Below are 20,182 nucleotides of genomic sequence, written 5' to 3'. Positions count from 1 at the left end.
ACAATCGGCTCGGTGCCGCCGTGCGTAACGCCTTGGCCCGTACGGGAGTTGGGGAACCCGTGACCCCCTCCGCCGCCCTGCCCGCCGTCGCCGTCGCCCTTCTCACCTCCGACCTGCGGCTGCGCGACAACCCCGTGCTGCACGCCGCGCTGGCCGGTGCCGAGGCGGCGGTGCCGCTGTTCGTGCGGGACCGCGCCATCGAGGAGTCGGGTTTCGCCGTGCCCAACCGGCAGGCCTTCCTCGCCGACTGCCTCACCGCCCTGGACGAGGGGCTGCGCGAGCGCGGTGGCCGGCTGGTGGTGCGCTCCGGTGACCCGGCGACGGAGACGGCGCGGCTGGTGCGTGAGTGCGGTGCGCGCGAGGTGCACATCGCGGCGGGGGTCAGCGACTACGCGCAGCGGCGCGAGACGCGGCTGCGTACAGCCCTGGAGGAGGTGGGGTGTGCGCTGCGGGTGCACGACGCGGTGACCACCGTGGTCGCCCCCGGCACGCTCACCCCCACCGGGGGACGGGACCACTTCGCCGTCTTCACCCCGTACTTTCGGCGCTGGGCCCGGGCAGGACGGCGGTCCCCGCTCGCCGCCCCGCGTACCGTCCGGGTGCCCGAAGCGGTGGGGTCGCTCCCGCTGCCCCGCGGACGGGACGTGCGCGGTACGGCGCCGGGGCTCGCGCGCGGCGGTGAGCGCGCGGGGCGGGAGCGGTGGGCGTCCTGGCGCCGCAAGGGCGGGCTCGACCGGTACGGGCAGCGGGACGGCGGCCAGAGCGACCTCGGCGCCGACGCCACCTCCCGGCTCTCCCCGCATCTGCACTTCGGCTCCCTCTCGCCCCTCGAACTCGTCCACGAGGCGGCGGCCAAGGGCGGGACGGGTGCCGACGCGTTCGTACGGCAGCTCGCCTGGCGGGACTTCCACCACCAGGTGCTGGCGGCCCGCCCTCGGGCCGCGCACGCCGACTACCGCCCACGCGGTGACCGCTGGCGGACCGACCGTGGCGGCGGTGCCGCGGCACAGGAGGTCGACGCCTGGCGGGCGGGCCGGACGGGCTATCCGCTGGTGGACGCCGGTATGCGGCAACTGCTGCACGAGGGGTGGATGCACAACAGGGCGCGGCTGCTGGCGGCCGGTTTCCTCACCAAGACGCTCTACGTGGACTGGCGCATCGGCGCCGCACACTTCCTCGCCCATCTGGTGGACGGCGACATCGCCAACAACCAGCTGAACTGGCAGTGGGCGGCGGGCACCGGCACCGACACCCGGCCCAACCGGGTTCCCAACCCGCTCACCCAGGCCCGCACCTGCGATCCGCAGGGCACCTATGTGCGCCGCTGGGTCCCCGAACTGGCGCACATCCAGGGCGCGGCCGTGCATCAGCCGTGGCGGCTGCCCGCCGCCGAGCGGGCCTCGCTCGACTACCCGGACCCTGTCGTGGACCTCGGCGAGGGACAGGCCCGCTTCCGGGCCGCCAGGCAGCCGGACTGAGGCCTCACCAGCCGGTCAGCAGCAGATGGTTGACCGCCAGCGCGGTCGCCGCCTGGGCCGCCAGCCAGTACCGGGCACCCCGGTGGGGCAGCAGCACGGCAGCGGGCAGCAGCCAGGTGAGGAAGGGCAGCCAGATCCGTTCGGTCTCCGCCTTGCTCATGCCGGACAGATCGGCGACAGCGATCGTCAGCAGGGCCGCCAGCACCAGTACGGCGAGCCGGTCACGGCTGCGGTGCCCCTCGCTCCGGGGGGCGCCCACCGCGTGCCGCTCCCGCAGCAGTGCCGCCGCCCGCCGTCCCGCCGCCGTACCGGCGACCAGTGCCCGCCGCGTCCCGGCCACCACCGCGGGCCCGACAGCCGTCACCGCGCAGGCGAGGTTGGCCCACACCCAGTAGCTGTACGGCCTGATGCGGGCGGCGCCCTGGTAGTAGCGCTCGGTCAGCAGCTGGTACCCCTCCCACCAGTTGAAGCCCGCGAGGGTGAAGACAGCGGCCACTGCTGCGACACCCGCCAGCACCCATGGGAGCGGCCGCAGGGTGCGCGACAGCGCGAGGACGGTGAGGCCGAGAAGCGCGCACAGGGTGAGCCCGTACGACAGATAACAGGTGAGTCCGAACAGCAGCCCGGCACCGAGCGCCGCCGTGCGCGGCGCTCGGATCGCGCGCTCGCCCGTCCGGGCGGACAGTGCGAGCAGGGCGAGCGCCCAGGCGGCCACCGCGGTGAAGTAGCCGTCGGCCGACACTCCCACCCACACGGCGGTGGGGGCCAGCACGAGGAACGGCGCGGCCCTGCGCGCCAGTTCCTCGCCGGTCAGGGCACGCAGCGCCACCAGTACGGCTGCGGCGGCCGACGACCCTACGGTGATGACCCAGGCGGACGCCCACGGGCCGCCGCCCAGCCCCACGCGGTCCAGCCCGACGAAGGTGAGCACGGCGGCGGGCGGATGGCCGGCCACATGCGGGACCCAGTTGTCGGGGGAGTGCAGCAGGATGTGGTCGGTGAAGGTGCGCAGGGCCGCGCCCACGTCCCCGAAGCGGTCGACCTCCTGCAGGTACTCGTAGGCGGAGGTCAGTTGGTTCTCCACGCCCCGGTGCCAGCCGTCCACCAGGGCGAGCGACCAGATCCACGCCATCGAGGCGCCCCAGGCGGCCGCGAGCAGCCGGCGCCAGGGCAGCCGGGCCGCGAGCGCGGGCCCGTACCCGAGCACCGCTGCCGCGACCAGCAGCGCGGCCGGGGTGCCCGGACCCAGGTGCGGTTCGAGCTCGGCGTAGTACGGCGGCCAGTGCACCCGCAGCGTGCCGTGCTCCCGCTCGATGGCCCCGCCGATGACGACGGCGGCGGCCACGAGCGCCCCGGCCACCGCCACGGCCCCGGCGTCCGGCACCAGGCCCCGCAGCCCACGCACGCGCCCGCGCCCGCGCCCGCGCAGCCCGCGCCCGGGGCCGCGTACGGCGGGGTCGGCACCCGGCGCCGAGGGGCCGGAGGACTCAGGTCGGGCGGGGAGCTCCGGGCGGTCGGCGGGCGCGGAGCGGTCGGGGCGGGTCGCGGAGGGTTCGACAGGCACATGGGCACGTTAGGCCGCGCGGGGCCGCACGGCGGCCACCGGCGGAGGATGTCAGCGTTTCGTCATGGGTCGTGTCCCCCTCCCGGGCCGTACCGGCGCTTACCGTCACCCCATGGGCGATCACCGCACCCTCTCCCGGCTCCGAACCGTCCGGCAGCACTCCGCCCGGCTCCCCTCGGACCCCGGCTTCTGGCGCAGTCCGATGCGCGGTCCATGGCTGACGGCGGTGCTCGGCGTCGTACTGCTGGCGGGCGTCACCGTGCTGTTCGTCACCGGCCTGCTGTCCTACGCCGCCTACAACCCGGATGTGGCGCCCTCCAACGACCGCACGCCCGATCGCGGGCTGCTCGGCTTCTACCTGTTCGCCTGGCCGACCGACCCGCACTGGCTCTACCGGCTCACCCAGGGCGTGCACACCACCCTCGGCGTGGTGCTGGTGCCGGTGCTGCTGGCGAAGCTGTGGTCCGTCGTCCCCAAGTTGTTCACCATGCCGCCCGCCCGCTCCGCCGCGCACGCGCTGGAGCGGATCTCGCTGCTGCTGCTCGTCGGCGGTGTGCTGTTCGAGTTCGTGACGGGGCTGTTGAACGTCCAGCTCGACTACCTGTTCCCCGGTTCGTTCTACCCGCTGCACTTCTACGGCGCATGGGTCTTCTTCGCCGCGTTCGTGGTGCATGTGGCGCTGCGGCTGCCGAAGGCCGTGCAGGTGCTGCGGGAGGGGGCACCGCGCGACTTCGCCTCGGGCCGGGGCGCCGGGAAAGGAGCAGGACGCGACGAACACCGCGGCGGGCACGGTGACGGACACCGCGACGGGCAGCGGGGGGACGAGGGGGTGCGCGAGCCGGATCGCGACACCGGACTGGTCGCGCCCCGCCCGGCCACCCCCACGCTGACGCGGCGCGGAGCGCTCGGCGCGGTGGGCGGCGGCTCGGTACTGCTGCTGGGGGTGACGGTCGGGCAGAACTTCGACGGCCCACTGCGCCGTACCGCGCTGCTGGCCCCGCACGGCGGCCCCGACCCCGGCACCGGCGCGAACGCCTTCCAGATCAACAAGACGGCCGCCGCTGTCGGCGTCACCCGCGAGGAGACCGGTGAGCGCTGGCGGCTGACCGTCGAAGGTCCGCACGGGCGCAGACTGCGCCTCTCGCGGGCCGAACTGCTGGCGATGCCCCAGCACTCCGCCGCGCTGCCCATCGCCTGTGTGGAGGGCTGGTCGACCTCGGACCAGCACTGGACCGGTGTCCGGCTGCGCGACCTGGCGGAGCTGGCCGGTTGCGCCCCCGGGGACGGGCTGCCCGGTGTCTTCGTCGCTTCGCTGCAGCGCTCCGGAGCATTCCGGCACGCGGGCCTGCGGGACAACCAGGTACGCGATCCACGGTCCCTGCTGGCGCTACGGGTGGGCGGTGAGGACCTCTCGCTCGACCACGGCTATCCGGCCCGTGTCATCGTCCCGGCCGCGCCCGGTGTGCACAACACCAAATGGGTGAACCGGCTGGCGTTCGGAGCGGACCGATGAGGGGCCGGGCCCAGGGGCCCGCCGCGGGCGGCCGGATGGAGGCCGGGCCCGCGCGGGGCGCCGGACGGCTGCGCCGCACGGTGGGCAGCCCGCTGCAGATCGCCCTGCTGCTGGCCTCTTTCGTGCTCACCGCCTACGCGGGTGTGCGACTGCTGGCGGACGACTGGCTGGGCGTGGCCGTATGGTTCGTGGGCGCGGCACTGCTGCACGATCTGGTGCTGCTGCCGCTGTATTCGGTGGCCGACCGGGTGCCCAGGCTCGCGGGCCGGTACGTGAACCACCTTCGGATTCCGGCCCTGTTCTCCCTTCTGCTGCTGTTGGTCTGGTTTCCGCTGATCACCGGACCGGCCGACCGGTACGCAAAGGTCACCGGGCGGCCGGAGGGCAACAACGGCTATGCGATGCACTGGTTGTGGCTGACGGTCGCGCTGTTCGCCGTTTCCGGAATCTGGCTGGCCGCGCGGACGGCGTTCGAGAGGAGACACCGGCGGCGAGTGGTTCAGGGGCGCCGCAGGGCGACGAAGGACCGCCCGCCGCACTCCCACTGACCCGCTGCCGACCACCCGGCGGGCAGTGCATACCGCAGCAGCGCGCGGGTGCCCAGCCGGGCCCAGGGGAACAGCTGTCCCCCGTCGGGGTGGGGGCACGTGCCCCGCCCGTCGTCGATGCGCACCTGTGCCCGCTCGTCCACATCCAGGGGCGAGGTCTCGGCCAGCAGCAACCCCTGCGGGGCGAGGAGCCGGGCGCAGCGCTCCAGCAGCGCCTCGGGGTCGCCGCCGATGCCGAGGTTGCCGTCCAGCAGCAGTACGCTCCCCCACCGGCCCTCGCCGGGCAGCGGGTCGAAGACCGAACGGTGCAGTGCCGTACCGCCGAGGCCGACCGTGCGGGCGACGGCTGCCGGGCTCACATCGATGCCCAGGACCCGGCGGCCGAGCGAGGAGAGGGCCGCGACGAGCCTGCCCGGCCCGCAGCCCACGTCCAGTACCGCGCCCTCGCAGCGGCGCAGCACCGACATGTCGGCCGTGTCCGCGCTCGCGCACCAGCGCTCCACCTCCAGCGGCAGCAGCCAGCCGTCGCTGCGGCGCAGGAACAACGGCCCTTGGCCGGTGCGCAGTGCGTCGGCGTACGGGTCGGCGTTCCAGGGCGCTATCGCTTCGGCTGCCGTGTCGGTCATCTCGGCCGTGTCGTCGGTCGTTCCGGCTGCTCGGGCGGTTTCGGCTGCTTCGGTCGCTTCGCCCGTCGTTTTCACCTCAGCAGTTGCCGCAGCAGTTGCCGCAGCAGTTGCCGCAGCAGTTGCCGCAGCAGTTGTCGTGGCCGTCGTCGTGGGCGGAGCCGTGGTGTGTGCGGTGGCTGTCATGGGGCGGCCGTCCGGTGCGCTGCCGTGCTGTTCGGGCGGGTCCGGCTCGCGGGGACGGCCGGGACGTGCTCGGGGCGCAGTGCGGCGAGCGCGGCGGCGGTCGCGGCGAACCGACTGCCGGGGGCCTCGGCGGCGACCTGTGCGGCGTCCTGGGCGGTGTCCACGTCGCGCAGCGGCGGCAGTCGGCGCACCCGCAGTCCCTTGTGCGCCAGTCGGGCGAGCTGGGCCCGTCCTGTCGTCGGGGTGGACATGGGAACTCCGCGCAGCAGTGCGGGATCGGGGCGGGCCAGACCGAGCGCCCAGAAGCCGCCGTCCAGTGCCGGACCGAACCAGGCGTCGCACTCCTGCCAGCTGTCCGGGCCGAGCGCGGGTGCCAGCAGCGCGGGGGTCAGCTGGGGGGTGTCCATGCCGACGAGCAGCGCCGGTCCGGTGCCCGCTTCGGCGAACGCTCCGGCGAGCCGTTCGTCGAGCCCGCCGGAGCGCTGCGCGACGACGTCGAAACCGTCCGGCAGCCAGGTGCCCGGCCGGCCCGACAGCACCAGCACCCGGCGCCTGGCGGGCATGGCGCGTACGGCCTCCAGGGTGTCGTGCAGTGCGGCTGCGGCCAGCCGGGCCGCCTGGTGCGGCGTACAGGGCGGACACAGCCGGGTCTTGACCTTCCCCGGCACCGGCTCCTTGGCGATGACGAGCAGCGTGGTGGCCCCCTCGGCGGGGCGGGAGGGCGGCGTCACCGGGCGACCCCCTCTCCGGCGGCGGCGGGCTCCTGGAGCACCGCCCGCATGTCGCGTACGGCGTGCCAGGTGCCCCGCCAGGTCCCGGTGACCTTGGACCTGCCGGTGCGGGGGCGGTAGGGCACGTCGCGCTCCTCGATCCGCCAGCCGGCGTCGGCGGCCCGTACGACCATCTGCAGCGGGTATCCGCTGCGCCGGTCGGACAGTTCGAGCGCCAGCAGGTCAGCGCGGCGGGCGGCGCGCAGCGGGCCGAGATCGTGCAGCCGGACGCCGGTACGGGCGTACAGCATGCGGGAGAGCGCGAGATTGCCCGCGCGGGCGTGCGCCGGCCAGGCAGCGCGCGTCTGCGGGCGCCTGCGGCCCAGCACCAGGTCGCTGCGGCCCTCGCGCACGGCCTCGACGAACGGCACCAGCAGGCCGGGGTCGAGAGAGGCGTCGCAGTCGCAGAAACAGACGATGTCGGCCTCGGCGGCCGTCAGCCCTGCGTGGCAGGCGGCACCGAAGCCGCGCCGGGGCTCTGAGACGACGGTCGCACCCCTCTCGCGCGCTGTGGCCGCCGAACCGTCCGTCGAACCGTTGTCCACGACGATGGCCCGCCAGCCCGGTGGGATCCGCTCCAGCACCCAGGGCAGCGCCTGCTCCTCGTCGAGGCAGGGGAGTACGACATCGACACCGGGCACGGGCGTGGCCTCCTTCGGGCGGGTTCGACTACGCCGCACACCCTACGGAGCCATACCGGACATTCCAGACTTCACCTTCTTACGAAACACGGACATCGCCCGTGCTGCCGTCGGCCCGTCTCCCCCTCGCAGCTGCGTGGTGCCACCCTGAGGCCATGCAGCCACCACCCACCGGGCGGGTCCTGGTCGTCGACGACGACCCCACTGTCGCCGAAGTCGTCACCGGCTATCTGCACCGCGCCGGGTACGCCGTCGACCGCGCGGAGACGGGCCCCGGCGCCCTGGAGCGTGCTGCCGCGCACTGGCCGGACCTCGTCGTACTCGATCTGATGCTGCCCGAGCTGGACGGCCTGGAGGTCTGCCGACGGCTGCGCGAGCAGGGGCCCGTGCCGGTCATCATGCTGACCGCGCTCGGTGACGAGGGCGACCGGGTGCTGGGTCTGGAGGTCGGCGCGGACGACTACGTCACCAAGCCGTTCAGTCCGCGGGAGCTGGTGCTGCGCGTCGAGTCCGTGCTGCGCCGCAGTCGGCACGCACAGGACGTACCGCGCCCGGCACCGCCGCTGCGTGCCGCGGGGCTGACTGTCGACCCGCGCGCCCGGAGCGCCACCAGGGGCGGCGTCGAGCTCTCCCTCACCGTGCGGGAGTTCGACCTGCTGGCCCATCTGCTGCGGCACCCGGCACGGGCCTTCTCCAGGGAGGAGCTGATGCGCGAGGTGTGGGGCTGGGACTTCGGCGACCTCTCGACGGTCACCGTGCATGTGCGCCGGCTGCGCGCAAAGATCGAGGAGGACCCCGCGCGCCCCCGGCTGATCCAGACCGTGTGGGGCGTGGGCTACCGGCTCGACCCGGGCGCCACCGCGCAGCCGGGCGCTCCCGTGCGGGAGGACTCCCACGCGCAGCCGGGCGTCACCGCGCAGGAGGACTGAACCACCGTGCGCGACATGCTCCTCATCGCCCTGTTCGCCTTCCTGGGTGCCGCCGGGGCCGGACTGCTGGGCGCACTGGCGCTGCGTGCGCTGCGGCACCGGTCGCTCGTCGTCTCGCTGACGATCGTCCCGACAGTCGCCGTGATCGCCATGCTCGCCGGGACGCTCGCCGTCGCCTGGGCGATGTTCCTGTCCCGGCACGACCTGTTCGTCGTCACCACCGTCGTCGCCATGGCGGCCGTCGTCTCGCTGGCGACCGCGCTGCTGCTGGGCCGCTGGGTGGCGGCGCGCAGCAACGCGCTCACCCTTGCGGCGCGTTCCTTCGGTGACGGGGGCAGCTTCCCCGCGCCCGGCGCGGCCGAGGCGGGCGATCCGGCGGAGTTCACGGCGCTCACCCGCGAACTCGCCGCCACCAGCGAGAAACTGGCCGCATCCCGGGACCGCGAACGTGCGCTGGAGAGCTCGCGGCGCGAGTTGGTCGCCTGGATCTCGCACGATCTGCGCACCCCGCTGGCCGGACTGCGCGCCATGTCGGAGGCGCTGGAGGACGGCATGGTGGAGGACACCGGACGCTGTCTGCGGCAGATCCGTACCGAGGTGGAACGACTCAACGCCATGGTCGGCGACCTGTTCGAGCTCTCCCGCATCCACGCGGGCTCACTCGCCCTGACCACACACCAGGTCAGCCTGACCGAACTCGTCGAAGAAGCACTGGCCGGCGCCGACCCGCTCGCCCGGCAGAACGGCGTCCGCCTGGTGGGTGACGCGGTGGCCGCCGTACCCGTCGAGGTGGACCCGCACGAGATGACCAGGGTGCTCGGCAATCTGCTCGTCAACGCCATCCGCCGAACCCCCGCGGACGGCACCGTGGCCGTGCACGCGCGCACCGCGGAGGAGGACGAGAAGGTCGTCCTGTCCGTGACGGACGGCTGCGGCGGCATCCCCGAGGAGGACCTGCCCCGTGTCTTCGACACCGGCTGGCGCGGCACCCACGCCCGCACGCCCCCGGGCGCGGGCCTGGGACTGGCCATCGTGCGCGGCATCGTCGAGGCCCATCAGGGCACGGCAGCGGTCCGCAATGTGACCGGCGGCTGCTGCTTCGAGCTCACCTTGCCGAGGGCGCTGCCGAGCGCGGAGACGGGGTGACGGGGCGGGTCCCGCCCGTGGTGCCGCGTTGCTCGGAAGGACGCGACGCCCGCGAGGCCTCGACCGACGCCTGCGACGCCCCGACCGACGCCCGAGGGGCCCCGGCCTCCGTGCCGGACGGTGCCCTCATGCCGGCCGCCGCGAACTCCTTCATCCCCTCCGCGAAACCGATGCGCGCGCGCCACCCCAGTTCGCGGGCGGCCCGCTGCGAGGACGCCGTGATGTGCCGTACGTCGCCCAGCCGGTACTCGCCCGTCACCACGGGGTCCGGGCCGCCGTGGAACTCGGCCAGCGCGGTGGCCATCTCCCCGATGGTGTGCGGGTCGCCGCTGCCGGTGTTGTAGGCCGCGAAGGAACCGGGGCCGTGCGCCGCCCCTCCCGTGTGCACCGCTTCCAGCGCCGTGAGGTTGGCTGCGGCGATGTCCCGCACATGGACGAAGTCCCGGCGCTGCGCGCCGTCCTCGTAGACGGTGGGTGCCGCCCCGCGGGCGAGCGCTGAGCGGAAGAACGAGGCGACCCCCGCGTACGGGGTGTCGCACGGCATCCCGGGCCCGTAGACGTTGTGGTAGCGCAGCGACACCGCACGCCCGTCGACGGCCCGGGCCCACGCCGCCGCCAGGTGCTCCTGCGCGAGCTTGGTGGTCGCGTAGGTGTTGCGCGGGTCCAGCGGCGCGTTCTCACCGACCAGCCCGGGCCGAAGCGCGGCGCCGCAGTTGGGGCACAGTGGTTCGAACCGCCCGGCGCGCAGGTCCGGCACCGCGCGTGGTCCCGGCCTGACGACGCCGTGCCGGGGACACTCGTAGCGGCCCTCGCCGTAGACGACCATGGAACCGGCCAGCACCAGTGCACGCACGCCCGCCCGCTCCATCGCGGTCAGCAGCACGGCGGTGCCCAGGTCGTTGCAGCTGACGTACTCGGGGGCGTCGGAGAAGTCCTTGCCGAGCCCGACCATCGCCGCCTGATGGCACACCGCGTCCACACCGCGCAGCGCCTCGTCGGCGACGTCCGGATCGCGTACGTCACCGCGCAGCTGCCGCACCCCCGGCACGGCGGCCGGTGGTTCGGCAGCTCTCCCGTGCGCCGAGGGCAGCAGGGCGTCCAGCACGACCACCTCGTGGCCCGCGACCGTCAGGGCCTCCACGACATGGGAACCGATGAACCCGGCACCGCCGGTGACAAGAACGCGCATACCGCCACGCTAGGCGCGCACGGGCGCCGTGGACCGGTACGCGGCGCCCGTGTCACCGCTCCGTAAGAACCCCGCCGCTACCGGACCGGCCCTGCGCGGCCGGTACCTCCGCCGCGTCCGGTGCTCCTGGTGTCCCCGGGTCTTGCGGCGTTCCCGGTGTTCCCGGACCTCCGGGTGCGGCCGGTGCGCGTCGGCGGCGCAGGCCGAACGCCCCGACAGCAGTGGCCAGCAGCGCCGCTGCCAACGGGACGAGGAGCCCCGCACGGTAGCCGTCCAGCAGAGCGGCGGGTGTCTGCGCACCGGTGCCCGCGGCGTTGGCCGCTGCCGCTCCGGAGAGGCCGAGCGCGGCTCCGAACTGGACGGAGGCGAACAGCAGGGCGCCGGCCACTCCCTGCTCCTCCTCGGCGATCGAGTCGGTCGCCATGATGGCCAGCGGCCCGTAGGCCAGCGCGAAGGCGAGCCCGACCAGGAGCAGGCCCGGCAACATCACCGGATAGGGCCACTGCGCACCGACCGGCAGGAACCAGGCGTAGGCCGCGGTGGCGGCCAGCAGCCCCGCGAAGGCCACTCGCGCACTCCCGAAGCGGTTGACCAGCCGCGGCACGACGGTGGGGGCGAGCACCGCGTCCACACCGGTCACCAGCATCGCCAGGCTCGTCTCCAGCGTCGTCCAGTCGCGCAGTTCCTGGAGGTAGAGGACGACGAGGAACTGGAAGCCGAAGAAGGCGGCTGCGAAGAGCAGCGCTGTCGCGTTGGCGCGCACGAGGGGGCCCGAACGCAGCATGCCCAGCCGTATCAACGGTGCGGCAGTGCGCCGTTCGATCAGCACGAACAGTACGAGGAGTGCCGCACCGGCGGTCAGCACGACCAGTGTGTGTGGCCAACTGCTGTGCGAGGCCCGTTCGATGCCGAGCACCAGCAACACGAGCGCCGCCGTGACCGTCACCCCGCCGGCCAGGTCGAAGCTGCGGCGCGGTGCGGAGCCGGTGCGCTGCCCGGCCTCCGTGCCGGTCCCGGTCCGGGGCTCGTGCGGGACGAGCACCAGCGTGGCGGCCAGTATCAGGGCGGAGAGCGCGACAGGGGCGAAGAACACCCAGCGCCAGCCGAGCATGGTCAGCAGCCCGCCGAGGACCAGCCCGGTGGAGAAACCCGCCGCACCGGTCCCGGAGTAGATGAGCAGCGCCTTGTTCCGCCGCCTGCGCTCGGTGAAGCTCGTGGTGATCAGGGACAATCCGGCCGGCGTCATGAACGCTGCCGCGACACCGGTGACGAAGCGGGCCGCGATCAGCGTCCAGCCCTCGCTCGCCAGGCCCGCGAGCGCGGAGAAGGCGAGGAAGACACCCAGCGACAGCACGAACATCCGCCGTCGGCCGTACAGGTCGGCCGCCCGCCCGCCCAGCAGCATGAAGCCGCCGTAGCCGAGCACGTAGGAGCTCATGACCCACTGCAACTCGCCGATCGGCATCCCGAGCTCGGCGCGGATGACGGGCAGGGCCACGTTGAGCATGGCGACATCGATGCCCTCCAGGAAGACGGCACCGCACAGCACCAGCAGGATGCCCCGTTCACGGGTGGACATCCGGGTTTCTGAGGAATCACGGGTTTTCTTGAGAGTTGGCACGCTCTCACCCTCCGCCGAGTGGGCGGGGGGAACAACGGCGAACAACGCAACGTTGCGTTCAGCCGGACTGAACGATCCGGACTGAACGATCCGGACTGAACGATGCGGGGGGCGTCACGGGGATGGAACGCGATGAAGTGACATGCCTGCTGATCCTGGCCGAAGAGCTGCACTTCGGTCGCACCGCGGAGCGCATGCACCTCTCCCGGGCCCGCGTCAGCCAGCTCGTGCAGCGGCTGGAGAGACGGGTGGGCGCTCCGCTGTTCCACCGTACGAGCCGCACCGTGACCCTCACCGGACTGGGGCGGCAGTTGCGCGACGACCTCGCGCCGCACCAGCGCGCCATGGACGAGGCGTTGGCGCGCGCCGCGGCGACGGCCGCGCGGCGGGCGGGAGAGCTGCGGGGCATCCTGCATGTGGGCTTCTCCGGGCCGCTGGCCGGTGAGGTCGTGATGCGTGCGGCGAAGCTTCTGGGCGAGCGGTGGCCCGGCCTCGCCGTCGAGCCCTGCGAGGTGCCGCTGGCCGACCCGTTCGGCAAGCTCAGGGCGGGAGCCTTCGATGTGCAGCTGGCCGAACTCCCGGCCGGGGAGGCCGACCTGGTGGAGGGGCCCGAACTGTTCAGCGAGCCACGGGTGCTGGCCGTGCCCGCCGGGCACCGGCTGGCGCTGCGCGGCGAGGCGTCCCCGGAGGACCTGGCCGAACTGGGGGAGACGCCCCTGCTGACCCTGCGCGAGGGGGTGCCGGTGCTCTGCCGCGAGCAGTTGGCCCCCGCGCGGACGCCCGGGGGCCGCGCGATCCCGCCGGGGCTGCCGGTCACCAGCGTGCAGGAAGCCCTGGTGCTGGTGGCGGCGGGCAAGGGCGCCCTGCTGTCGGGCGCGCACGCGGAGACGTACTTCGCCCATCCCGGGGTCTGCTACGTCCCCGTACCGGAGGCCGCGGCGCTGGCGTACGGGCTGGTGCGCCGGCGCGGTCCACTGGCGCCCCAGTTGCAGGCGTTCACGGAAGCGGTGGCCGGGACGGCACCGCCCGCCGGACGGCCGTAGGGGGCGGGTCGGGACCGGCCCCGGCAGGCAGGGCCGCAGGGGCTCCCCTGGGGCCCACTCAGCCCGCCGCGCGGTCACTGCTCGCGGCGGAAGACTCCCGCGCAGGCCGCTGCGTACGCCGACCGGGCCGCGCGCTCGGCGGCTGCCCGGTCGAGCGGGGCGCCGGTGGTCAGCAGTTGGTAGTACAGCGGCGCGGAGACGGCGCGGATGACCTGTTCGGGGTCCGTGTCCGCCGGCACCTCGCCCCGGTCGGCGGCCTGCCGCACGCATGGGGCCCACTCGGCGACCCGTGCCGCGTAGAACCGGTGCAGTGCCTCGGCGGCGGTGGTGTCGCACGTCGCGGCGGCGATGACGGCCTTGAACAGCGCACCTTGCCGGGGGTCGGTCAGGGTGCGGCACACCAGCGCGGCGTTGGCCGCCAGGTCGTCGAGCAGGGTGCCCGTCTCAGTACGGGGCTCGGACTGCTCGGCCATGTCGTCGAGCAGGTCCGCCAGCAGCGCGGTGACGGTTCCCCAGCGCCGGTAGACGGTCGTTTTGCCGACCTGCGCGCGGCGGGCGACCTCGGCGAGGTCGAGGTGGGCGAAACCGTGCTCGGCGAGCGCGTCTCCGGCGGCGCGCAGCACGGCTTCGCGCACCCGCGCCGTGCGCCCTCCGGGGCGCACCGTGCCGGGCACGGCGCCGGTGTCCGGGGCGGTCGTCTTGCGCCGGCTCTCCGGCCCAGATGTCACAGCGGGTCTCCAGTTCCCTTAACGGCTTCTCCCTGTTACGGTACTGGCAGCAGTTAACGGAACTCCGGTCCCGTTAACACCTGGCCCGTGCGCGCAGAAGCATGTATGCGGGCACCTGTAAAGAGGAAGAGGGAACGAGCCATGGAATACCGACAGTTGGGCGCTTCCGGCCTGCGGGTCCCGGAGCTGAGCCTGGGAACCGGTGCCTTCGGCGGCCGGGGCCCGCTCTTCGGGGAGTGGGGCGACACCGACGCCCGCGCCGCCCGCCGCCTGGTGGACATCGCCCTCGACGCCGGGATCACGATGTTCGACAGTGCCGACGTCTACTCGGCCGGTGCCTCCGAGGAAGTGCTGGGCCAGGCCGTCAGGGGTCGGCGCGACCAGGTGCTCATCTCCACCAAGGCGGGCCTGCCCATGGGCGAGGGGCCCGGCGAGTACGGCACCTCACGGGCCCGCCTCATCAGGGCGACCGAGGACGCCCTGCGCCGCCTCGGCACCGACTACATCGATCTCTTCCAGCTCCACGCCCACGACGCCGCGACCCCGCAGGAAGAGGTCCTCGCCACCCTCGATCAGCTCGTCCGCGAGGGGAAGATCCGCTACACCGGGGTCTCCAACCACTCCGGCTGGCAGCTGATGAAGTCCCTCGCCACAGCTGACCGGCACGGCTACCCCCGCCACGCCGCGCACCAGGTCTACTACTCCCTCGTCGGCCGGGACTACGAGTGGGAGCTGATGCCCCTGGGGCTCGACCAGGGGGTCGGCGCCCTCGTATGGAGCCCACTGGGCTGGGGGCGGCTGACCGGAAGGATACGGCGCGGGCAGCCGCTGCCCCAGGAGAGCCGCCTGCACCGCACCGCCGCCTTCGGCCCGCCCGTCGACGACGAACTCCTCTACCGCGTGGTCGACGCACTCGACGCCGTCGCGCAGGAGACCGGCAGGACGGTGCCGCAGATCGCGCTCAACTGGCTGCTGCGCCGTCCGACCGTCTCCTCCGTCATCGTCGGCGCCCGCGACGAGGAGCAGTTGCGCCAGAACATCGGCGCGGTCGGCTGGAGCCTCACACCCGAGCAGGTCGCCAGGCTGGACGAGGCGAGCGCCAAGGACGCGGCGTACCCCTACTTCCCGTACCAGCGGCAGGAGGGCTTCGCCCGGCTCAGCCCACCGCCCGTCACCCTCAACCAGCCGACTCCGGCCGGTCACCAGGCGGCGTGATCCGGGACGGTTCGGGTCGGTCCGGCCGCCGGGCCGCCAGGAACTCGGCGAAGGTGACCGTCCCCGCTGCGTGGTCCGGGGCCAGATTGCCGCCCCGGCGGAAGGCCCGGGCCGTACGACCGGGAAGGGGGAGGTCCACCACCCGGCGGGTCCGCCCGGTAGCACGAAGCGTCGCCTCGGCCAGTTCCCGTGCGGTGTGCACCGCCGGCCCTCCCATGTCCGGCACCCGGCCGGCGGGCTCGCCGCGCACCAGATCGGCGAGGCGGTGGGCGACCTCGGTGACCTCCACGGGCTGGCAGCGGAATCCGGCGGGCGAGAGGACGAAGGGCAGCCGCCGCTGCGCGGTGGTCACCCTGGCCACCAGATCGTGGAACTGCGTCGCCCGCAGGATCGTGTACGGCAGCCCGGATTTCTCCAGCAGTCGCTCGCTCGCGAACTTGGCCTTGTAGTACGGCAAAGGGACCCGGTCGACGCCGACGATGGAGATGTAGACCAGGTGCGGAACACCGGCCTGCTGCGCCGCCTCGACCACTCGGGAGAGCACTTTCGCCTCCCGCCTCTGGTCGGTGGCACAGTGCACGATCGCCCGTACACCGCTGACGGCGGCGGCCAGCCCGATGCCCTTGGTGAGGTCGCAGACCGCCCACTCGCAGGGCCGGTCGTCCTCCGCCGGACGCGGGTGCCTGCTCATGACGCGTACGGGGACACCGCCCGCCAGCAGCTCGGCCACGAGCGGACGGCCGAGGGTGCCCGTGCCACCGGTCACCAGTACGGGCCCGTCGACGGGGGCGGGCTCAGGATCGGGGCCGGGGCCGGCGCCGGGGCCCGGCCCGGAGGTCGGATCGGCCGGGCTGTTCGAGTCGTTCGCGGGGGCCATGGAACGCGTACCTCCCGGGTCGGCGTCGCGCTGTCTTCCTGGGACTCGTGGGGGCTTATGGGACTCGTGGGAGTCGCGCTGTCCTCATGAGAACGGGACAACGGCCCCAAAGGTGACAGCCCGCCGGGCGGGAGGCCCCGGAAGGGTCACAGCTCCTGCGAGGTGAGCCACGGCCGGATCTGGCGACGGGCGTGGTGCAGCCGGGACTTGACGGTGCCCAGCGGGATGCCGAGCCGGTCGACGATCTCGGCGTAGTCCATCTGGCACAGATCGCGGTAGACCAGCGGCGCCACCAGATGCGGACTCTCCTGCTCCAGCCGCTCCAGCGCTTCGAGGAGATCCACGCGGGAACCGGCGATCACACTCGTCGTACGCGGATCCGGGCGGTGCTCCGGCGCCCCCGTCTGGTGGGGGAGCGCGGGCTGCTCGACCGCGCGGCGCTTGAGCTCGCGGTACTTCTGGCGTGAACAGTTTGCAACGATCGTGTGCAGCCAGGTGCTGAAACGGCTGCGACCTTGGAAGCGCTCGATGTGCCGGGACACCTGCAACAGGACGTCCTGGGCGGCTTCCTCGGCGTCCTCCCGGAAGAGCAGGAACCGGCCGCAGTGCCGCACCACGTCGGGGCGGATGGCGCGCAGCAGGGCGTCCAGTGCCGCGCTGTCGCCGGTCGCCGCACGGGCGGCGAGGGCTTCGGTGTCGTTGGGCGCGGGCGGTTCACCGGCCGTCGGCGGACCGCCGCCGGCCGCCGACGGACCATCGGGCGTCGACGGACCGCCGGAACCCACTGGCTCAGGCCGTCCGGATGGCTGGTTCACGGCGCGGGGAGAGGACGGTGGGCACATCCAGGCATCATAAGGGGCATGCCTTCACCTGATCAGATCGGCCGCTACCGGGTCGACCGTCGTCTCGGCTCCGGCGCCTTCGCAGTCGTGTGGCTCGCACACGACGACCGGCTGGAGGCGCCCGTCGCGGTCAAGGTGATGGCCGACAACTGGGCCCACCGCATGGACATCCGGGAGCGCTTCCTCGCCGAGGCGCGGCTGCTGCGCAAGGCGTCGTCGGGCGGTGTCGTCCAGGTCTTCGACGTGGGGGAGCTGGACGGCGAGAAGCCGTACTTCGTCATGGAGTACGCGGACCGGGGAACGGTCGCCGACCGCATGGCGGCCGGACCGCTGCCGGTGGACGAGGCGGTACGGCTGACCGCCGAGGCGGCCCGTGGCGCCGAGGCCCTGCACGAGGCGGGGGTGGTGCACCGCGACATCAAGCCGTCCAATGTGCTGCTGACCAGCGGGGGACCCCAGGGGCGCGAGCGGGTGCTGGTCGCGGATCTGGGCCTGGCCAAGAACCTCGCGCACGCCTCGGGGCTCACCGTGGTCGCCGGCTCGGTCGGATACATGGCACCCGAGCAGGCCGAACCCTTCGAGGGCATCGACGCCCGTGCGGACATCTACAGCCTGGGCGCCGTGCTCTACCACCTGGTGACCGGCGCGACCCCGGGAACGCCGGACCGGGTGATGCCGCTGGACGAACTGCGACCCGGACTGCCCTGGGCGGTGACGGAGGCGGTCGCGCGGGCGATGGAGCCCGACCGCGAGCGCCGCTGGCCCACCGCCGCCGCCTTCGCGAACGAGCTGGACCGTATCGCACACGAGTTGGAGCGGGCTGCGGCCGGAGCGGAGCGGACCGGGGACGACCCGGAGCCCGGGACGCCGGGCCGGAGCCAGGACGCAGGTCCGGCCCCGGCTGCCGCGGACCCGGACCCGGACGGACGTGACGGCAGCGGCGCGGGATCGTCCATCGGCGCCGACCGCCGCACGTCCGCGGCCGCCCCGCTCTCCTCCCTGGCCGTACGCCCCGCGTCCGAGGGAGCCGGACAGCCGCCCGCGGTCGCGACGGAGTCGCCGTCCCCCGCGCCGGGCGGCGCCGCCTCCGAGGCGTCCTCCGCAACCTCCTCCGAGGCGTCCTCCGGGCCTTCGTCGGAGGCGCCGAGGTCCGCCGCGAGGGAGGCGCCGACGACGGACGCGTCCGTGGCGCGGGACGTGCCTCCCGCCGTGAGCGCGCCGGAGCCGGAGCGGGAGCCGCAGTCGCAGTCGCAGTCGCAGTGGAAGCCGCCCGAGGGTGACCGGTTCCGGACCGCTGCCGCGGACGAGGGGTCGCCGCGCCGTCGCCGCAGGTGGCGTGCCGTGGCCATGGGGACCGTCGTCGTCGTGCTGACGGGCGTGGGGGTGGCCAGCGCGGTACTGGCGCCCGACGGTTCGCGGAAGCCGTCGCAGGTACGGGTGAACGACGCCAGCGGTCGGATCAGCGTGCGGATTCCGGGGGAGTGGGCGAAGGAGACGGCCGACTCGGGCTGGCACCCGTCCTCGCTGGGCCTGCCTGTGAAGGACGCTCCCGGGCTGCTCGTCGCGCAGGATGTGAGCCGCTGGCAGGACCTCACCTCGGCCACGAACGGGGTTTTCGTCGGGCTCGGTTCCTCCCCCGAGGACGAGGACAAGAGCGGCGCGAGCGCCCAGGACAGCGGTAACAACGCGGGCAATGCCGACAACGCGGATAGTGCAGACAGTAGTGCGTCGGAGACGTTGCCCGCCAAGGTGGCCGAACTCGACCACCGAGGCTGCCAGTACGCGGGGAGCAGCGAGTTCAAGGGCGGGGACTGGCAGGGGCACGTTCGTACGTGGTCGGCCTGCGGTTCCCCCGGACACTCGCTGAAAGAGATCGGCCTGACCTCTCGGCAGAAGGGAAAACCGCCGGTGTACGTACAGATCCGGTGCGACGAGGACTGCTCGGCCAGAACGGACCAGGTGCTGAACAGCCTGCGTGTCGACGTCTCTTAGCTCGCTCCCACCCGTCTCGTCGAGCGACTTCCGACTCACCTGTCCCAGCGCTGTGTCCCCCACATCGGGGGCTTGTGAAAAAAGGTCGCGGCGGCCGTGAACTTTCCCGCCAAGCCGGTCATCTAACGCGGTGTACGGCGCGAAGGCCCGGGGACACGCTGGGTACGAGAGCCGGCAAGCGTGTGATGCCGCCGGGCAGTTGGACGACCGCGAGACGCGACGACCAGGGAGTGACGGCAGCCATGACGAAGCGCCAGGACCCGACGACGACCCCGCAGCTCTCCTCGACCCCGCAGCTCCCACGGATCTCGCCGAACGCGTCGGCTGCGCCGGCCTCGTCGGCCTCGCCAACCTCGTCGGCTTCGTCGACTCCGCAGACCTCGCCGCCCGGCGCGCGATACGCCCCGTTCCGGCGGCGGCGCCGGGTGGCTCGTGTCGCCGCCGCCGCGACGGCGGTGCTGGCGGCGGGCGCCCTGGTGGTCGGCTGCAGCAACGACTCGGAACCCGACCCGCACAAGGTCAGCGGCGAGGCCACGCCCGCGGGCGGCGAGGACTCCGACGGCGCCTCCAAGGGCGGTGACGGCACGAGCGGCAGTGAGGCCGGCAGCGGCGAGGACGGAGCCGCGGGCGGTTCGGAGGGCAGCGACTCGGACGGGTCGGGCGGATCCGGTTCGGGCGGCGACGACTCGTCCTCCTCGGCCTCCTCCTCGTCCGGCCGGAGCGGCTCGGGGTCCGCCTCCGGGTCCCGGTGCCACACCTCGGATCTGAAGGCCTCCTTCGGGCGGAACCATCCGGGTGCCGGACAGAAGAATTTCGCCGTCATCCTGACGAACCGGTCCGACAGCACGTGCACCGTACGCGGATACCCGGGGCTCGCGTTCGTCAACAGCAGCGGCGAGCAGGTCTCCTTCGACCCGAACCGGACGGGCGGCCAGGTACGGACCGTCAAGCTGTCGCCCGGCAAGAGCGCATGGGCTTCGCTCTCGTACACCAATCCCGAGATGACGAACGTCACCACCGTCACGCCGAGCGCCGCGAAGATCACCCCGCCCGACGAGCGGGCCTCGTTGCGGGTGCCCTGGTCCGGCGGACCGGTCACGAACACCGGCAAGGCGTCCGTACCCAAGATCGGCCCGCTGGCCCCCGGCACCGGCGACTAACCTCCCTCTCCAGCCCGCCCCCTCCCCCCTTCCGGTCCCTTCCCCCGCCCGGTTCCTGAGTGGCCTACGTCGGCAGGTGGTCGGGCCTGCCGCGTGGTACGGAGCCGGCCCGTACCC

General features: G+C 73.6%; 18 protein-coding genes. 9 read left to right on the top strand and 9 right to left on the bottom strand.

Going from position 1 to position 20,182, the window contains the following annotated elements:
• Positions 1 to 59 precede the first annotated feature (59 nt).
• Entirely contained in the window at positions 60 to 1,478 is a 1,419-nt protein-coding gene (locus tag JW613_RS28465; protein WP_307866076.1) for a cryptochrome/photolyase family protein, read from the top strand.
• A gap of 4 nt (positions 1,479 to 1,482) precedes the next feature.
• Here JW613_RS28465 and JW613_RS28460 read toward each other — a convergent pair whose 3' ends face one another.
• Positions 1,483 to 3,042, bottom strand: coding sequence for a hypothetical protein (locus JW613_RS28460; protein ID WP_209213750.1), 1,560 nt, complete (start codon positions 3,040 to 3,042; stop codon positions 1,483 to 1,485).
• Positions 3,043 to 3,154: 112 nt separating this feature from the next.
• Here JW613_RS28460 and JW613_RS28455 point away from each other — a divergent pair, with 112 nt between their 5' ends.
• Together JW613_RS28455 and JW613_RS28450 are read left to right on the top strand one after the other, a co-directional pair.
• Complete coding sequence (locus tag JW613_RS28455) at positions 3,155 to 4,555, top strand: molybdopterin-dependent oxidoreductase (RefSeq protein WP_209213749.1); 1,401 nt, start codon at positions 3,155 to 3,157, stop codon at positions 4,553 to 4,555.
• A gap of 35 nt (positions 4,556 to 4,590) precedes the next feature.
• A complete protein-coding gene (locus tag JW613_RS28450) occupies positions 4,591 to 5,103 on the top strand; it encodes a hypothetical protein (protein ID WP_209213799.1) in 513 nt (170 codons plus the stop codon).
• Here JW613_RS28450 and JW613_RS28445 read toward each other — a convergent pair.
• The 3 genes from JW613_RS28445 to JW613_RS28435 all read right to left on the bottom strand — a co-directional run bounded on the left by JW613_RS28445 (position 5,055) and on the right by JW613_RS28435 (position 7,323).
• Entirely contained in the window at positions 5,055 to 5,729 is a 675-nt protein-coding gene (locus JW613_RS28445) for a class I SAM-dependent methyltransferase (protein WP_209213748.1), read from the bottom strand. The two genes, JW613_RS28450 and JW613_RS28445, sit on opposite strands and share 49 nt — an antisense overlap.
• A 179-nt stretch (positions 5,730 to 5,908) precedes the next feature.
• Positions 5,909 to 6,643, bottom strand: coding sequence for a TIGR04282 family arsenosugar biosynthesis glycosyltransferase (locus tag JW613_RS28440; RefSeq protein ID WP_209213747.1), 735 nt, complete (start codon positions 6,641 to 6,643; stop codon positions 5,909 to 5,911).
• Entirely contained in the window at positions 6,640 to 7,323 is a 684-nt protein-coding gene (locus JW613_RS28435) for a glycosyltransferase family 2 protein (protein WP_209213746.1), read from the bottom strand. Before JW613_RS28435 ends, JW613_RS28440 begins: the two co-directional genes overlap by 4 nt.
• 155 nt (positions 7,324 to 7,478) lie before the next feature.
• Here JW613_RS28435 and JW613_RS28430 point away from each other — a divergent pair, with 155 nt between their 5' ends.
• Complete coding sequence (locus tag JW613_RS28430; protein WP_209213745.1) at positions 7,479 to 8,252, top strand: response regulator transcription factor; 774 nt, start codon at positions 7,479 to 7,481, stop codon at positions 8,250 to 8,252.
• A 6-nt stretch (positions 8,253 to 8,258) separates the two neighbouring features.
• On the top strand, positions 8,259 to 9,398 hold the full coding sequence (locus JW613_RS28425) for a sensor histidine kinase (RefSeq protein ID WP_209213744.1): 1,140 nt from the start codon (positions 8,259 to 8,261) through the stop codon (positions 9,396 to 9,398).
• Here the strand turns inward: JW613_RS28425 and JW613_RS28420 are convergent.
• Both JW613_RS28420 and JW613_RS28415 read right to left on the bottom strand, forming a co-directional pair.
• On the bottom strand, positions 9,358 to 10,587 hold the full coding sequence (locus JW613_RS28420) for an NAD-dependent epimerase/dehydratase family protein (RefSeq protein WP_209213743.1): 1,230 nt from the start codon (positions 10,585 to 10,587) through the stop codon (positions 9,358 to 9,360). The genes JW613_RS28425 and JW613_RS28420 overlap by 41 nt on opposite strands.
• Positions 10,588 to 10,639: 52 nt before the next feature.
• Positions 10,640 to 12,166, bottom strand: coding sequence for an MFS transporter (locus JW613_RS28415; protein WP_209213742.1), 1,527 nt, complete (start codon positions 12,164 to 12,166; stop codon positions 10,640 to 10,642).
• Between the two features lie 164 nt (positions 12,167 to 12,330).
• Here JW613_RS28415 and JW613_RS28410 point away from each other — a divergent pair, with 164 nt between their 5' ends.
• On the top strand, positions 12,331 to 13,251 hold the full coding sequence (locus JW613_RS28410; RefSeq protein WP_209213741.1) for a LysR family transcriptional regulator: 921 nt from the start codon (positions 12,331 to 12,333) through the stop codon (positions 13,249 to 13,251).
• A 74-nt stretch (positions 13,252 to 13,325) separates the two neighbouring features.
• On the opposite strand, the gene JW613_RS28405 is transcribed toward JW613_RS28410, so the two are convergent.
• The gene (locus JW613_RS28405; protein ID WP_307866075.1) at positions 13,326 to 13,979 is read right to left on the bottom strand and encodes a TetR/AcrR family transcriptional regulator; all 654 of its coding nucleotides are present in this window, start codon (positions 13,977 to 13,979) and stop codon (positions 13,326 to 13,328) included.
• Between the two features lie 141 nt (positions 13,980 to 14,120).
• Between JW613_RS28405 and JW613_RS28400 the strand changes: the two genes are divergently transcribed.
• Positions 14,121 to 15,194, top strand: a complete 1,074-nt coding sequence (locus JW613_RS28400; protein WP_209213740.1) for an aldo/keto reductase — start codon at positions 14,121 to 14,123, stop codon at positions 15,192 to 15,194.
• Here JW613_RS28400 and JW613_RS28395 read toward each other — a convergent pair.
• Positions 15,157 to 16,071, bottom strand: coding sequence for an SDR family oxidoreductase (locus tag JW613_RS28395; RefSeq protein ID WP_209213739.1), 915 nt, complete (start codon positions 16,069 to 16,071; stop codon positions 15,157 to 15,159). The two genes, JW613_RS28400 and JW613_RS28395, sit on opposite strands and share 38 nt — an antisense overlap.
• A gap of 146 nt (positions 16,072 to 16,217) precedes the next feature.
• Entirely contained in the window at positions 16,218 to 16,913 is a 696-nt protein-coding gene (locus tag JW613_RS28390) for an RNA polymerase sigma factor (RefSeq protein ID WP_209213738.1), read from the bottom strand.
• Positions 16,914 to 16,931: 18 nt separating this feature from the next.
• Here JW613_RS28390 and JW613_RS36035 point away from each other — a divergent pair, with 18 nt between their 5' ends.
• Both JW613_RS36035 and JW613_RS28380 read left to right on the top strand, forming a co-directional pair.
• A complete protein-coding gene (locus JW613_RS36035) occupies positions 16,932 to 18,905 on the top strand; it encodes a serine/threonine-protein kinase (RefSeq protein WP_245226432.1) in 1,974 nt (657 codons plus the stop codon).
• 242 nt (positions 18,906 to 19,147) lie between these two features.
• Entirely contained in the window at positions 19,148 to 20,065 is a 918-nt protein-coding gene (locus JW613_RS28380; protein WP_209213737.1) for a DUF4232 domain-containing protein, read from the top strand.
• Positions 20,066 to 20,182: the final 117 nt, after the last annotated feature.

The sequence above is a fragment of the Streptomyces smyrnaeus genome (genome assembly GCF_017676345.1).
GTDB classification, from domain to species: domain Bacteria; phylum Actinomycetota; class Actinomycetes; order Streptomycetales; family Streptomycetaceae; genus Streptomyces; species Streptomyces smyrnaeus.
Note: the sequence above shows the minus strand (reverse complement) of the source record. Positions and strands in the feature narration are given on the sequence as shown.

Bases quoted from the DNA above. Each gene is read 5' to 3' on its own strand.
- JW613_RS28395 (WP_209213739.1), bottom strand. From the start codon at position 16,071: ATGGCCCCCGCGAACGACTCGAACAGCCCGGCCGATCCGACCTCCGGG.
- JW613_RS28415 (WP_209213742.1), bottom strand. From the start codon at position 12,166: ATGTCCACCCGTGAACGGGGCATCCTGCTGGTGCTGTGCGGTGCCGTC.
- JW613_RS28430 (WP_209213745.1), top strand. From the start codon at position 7,479: ATGCAGCCACCACCCACCGGGCGGGTCCTGGTCGTCGACGACGACCCC.
- JW613_RS28455 (WP_209213749.1), top strand. From the start codon at position 3,155: ATGGGCGATCACCGCACCCTCTCCCGGCTCCGAACCGTCCGGCAGCAC.
- JW613_RS28400 (WP_209213740.1), top strand. From the start codon at position 14,121: ATGGAATACCGACAGTTGGGCGCTTCCGGCCTGCGGGTCCCGGAGCTG.
- JW613_RS36035 (WP_245226432.1), top strand. From the start codon at position 16,932: ATGCCTTCACCTGATCAGATCGGCCGCTACCGGGTCGACCGTCGTCTC.
- JW613_RS28445 (WP_209213748.1), bottom strand. From the start codon at position 5,729: ATGACCGACACGGCAGCCGAAGCGATAGCGCCCTGGAACGCCGACCCG.
- JW613_RS28380 (WP_209213737.1), top strand. From the start codon at position 19,148: ATGACGAAGCGCCAGGACCCGACGACGACCCCGCAGCTCTCCTCGACC.
- JW613_RS28390 (WP_209213738.1), bottom strand. From the start codon at position 16,913: ATGTGCCCACCGTCCTCTCCCCGCGCCGTGAACCAGCCATCCGGACGG.
- JW613_RS28420 (WP_209213743.1), bottom strand. From the start codon at position 10,587: ATGCGCGTTCTTGTCACCGGCGGTGCCGGGTTCATCGGTTCCCATGTC.
- JW613_RS28410 (WP_209213741.1), top strand. From the start codon at position 12,331: ATGGAACGCGATGAAGTGACATGCCTGCTGATCCTGGCCGAAGAGCTG.
- JW613_RS28450 (WP_209213799.1), top strand. From the start codon at position 4,591: ATGGAGGCCGGGCCCGCGCGGGGCGCCGGACGGCTGCGCCGCACGGTG.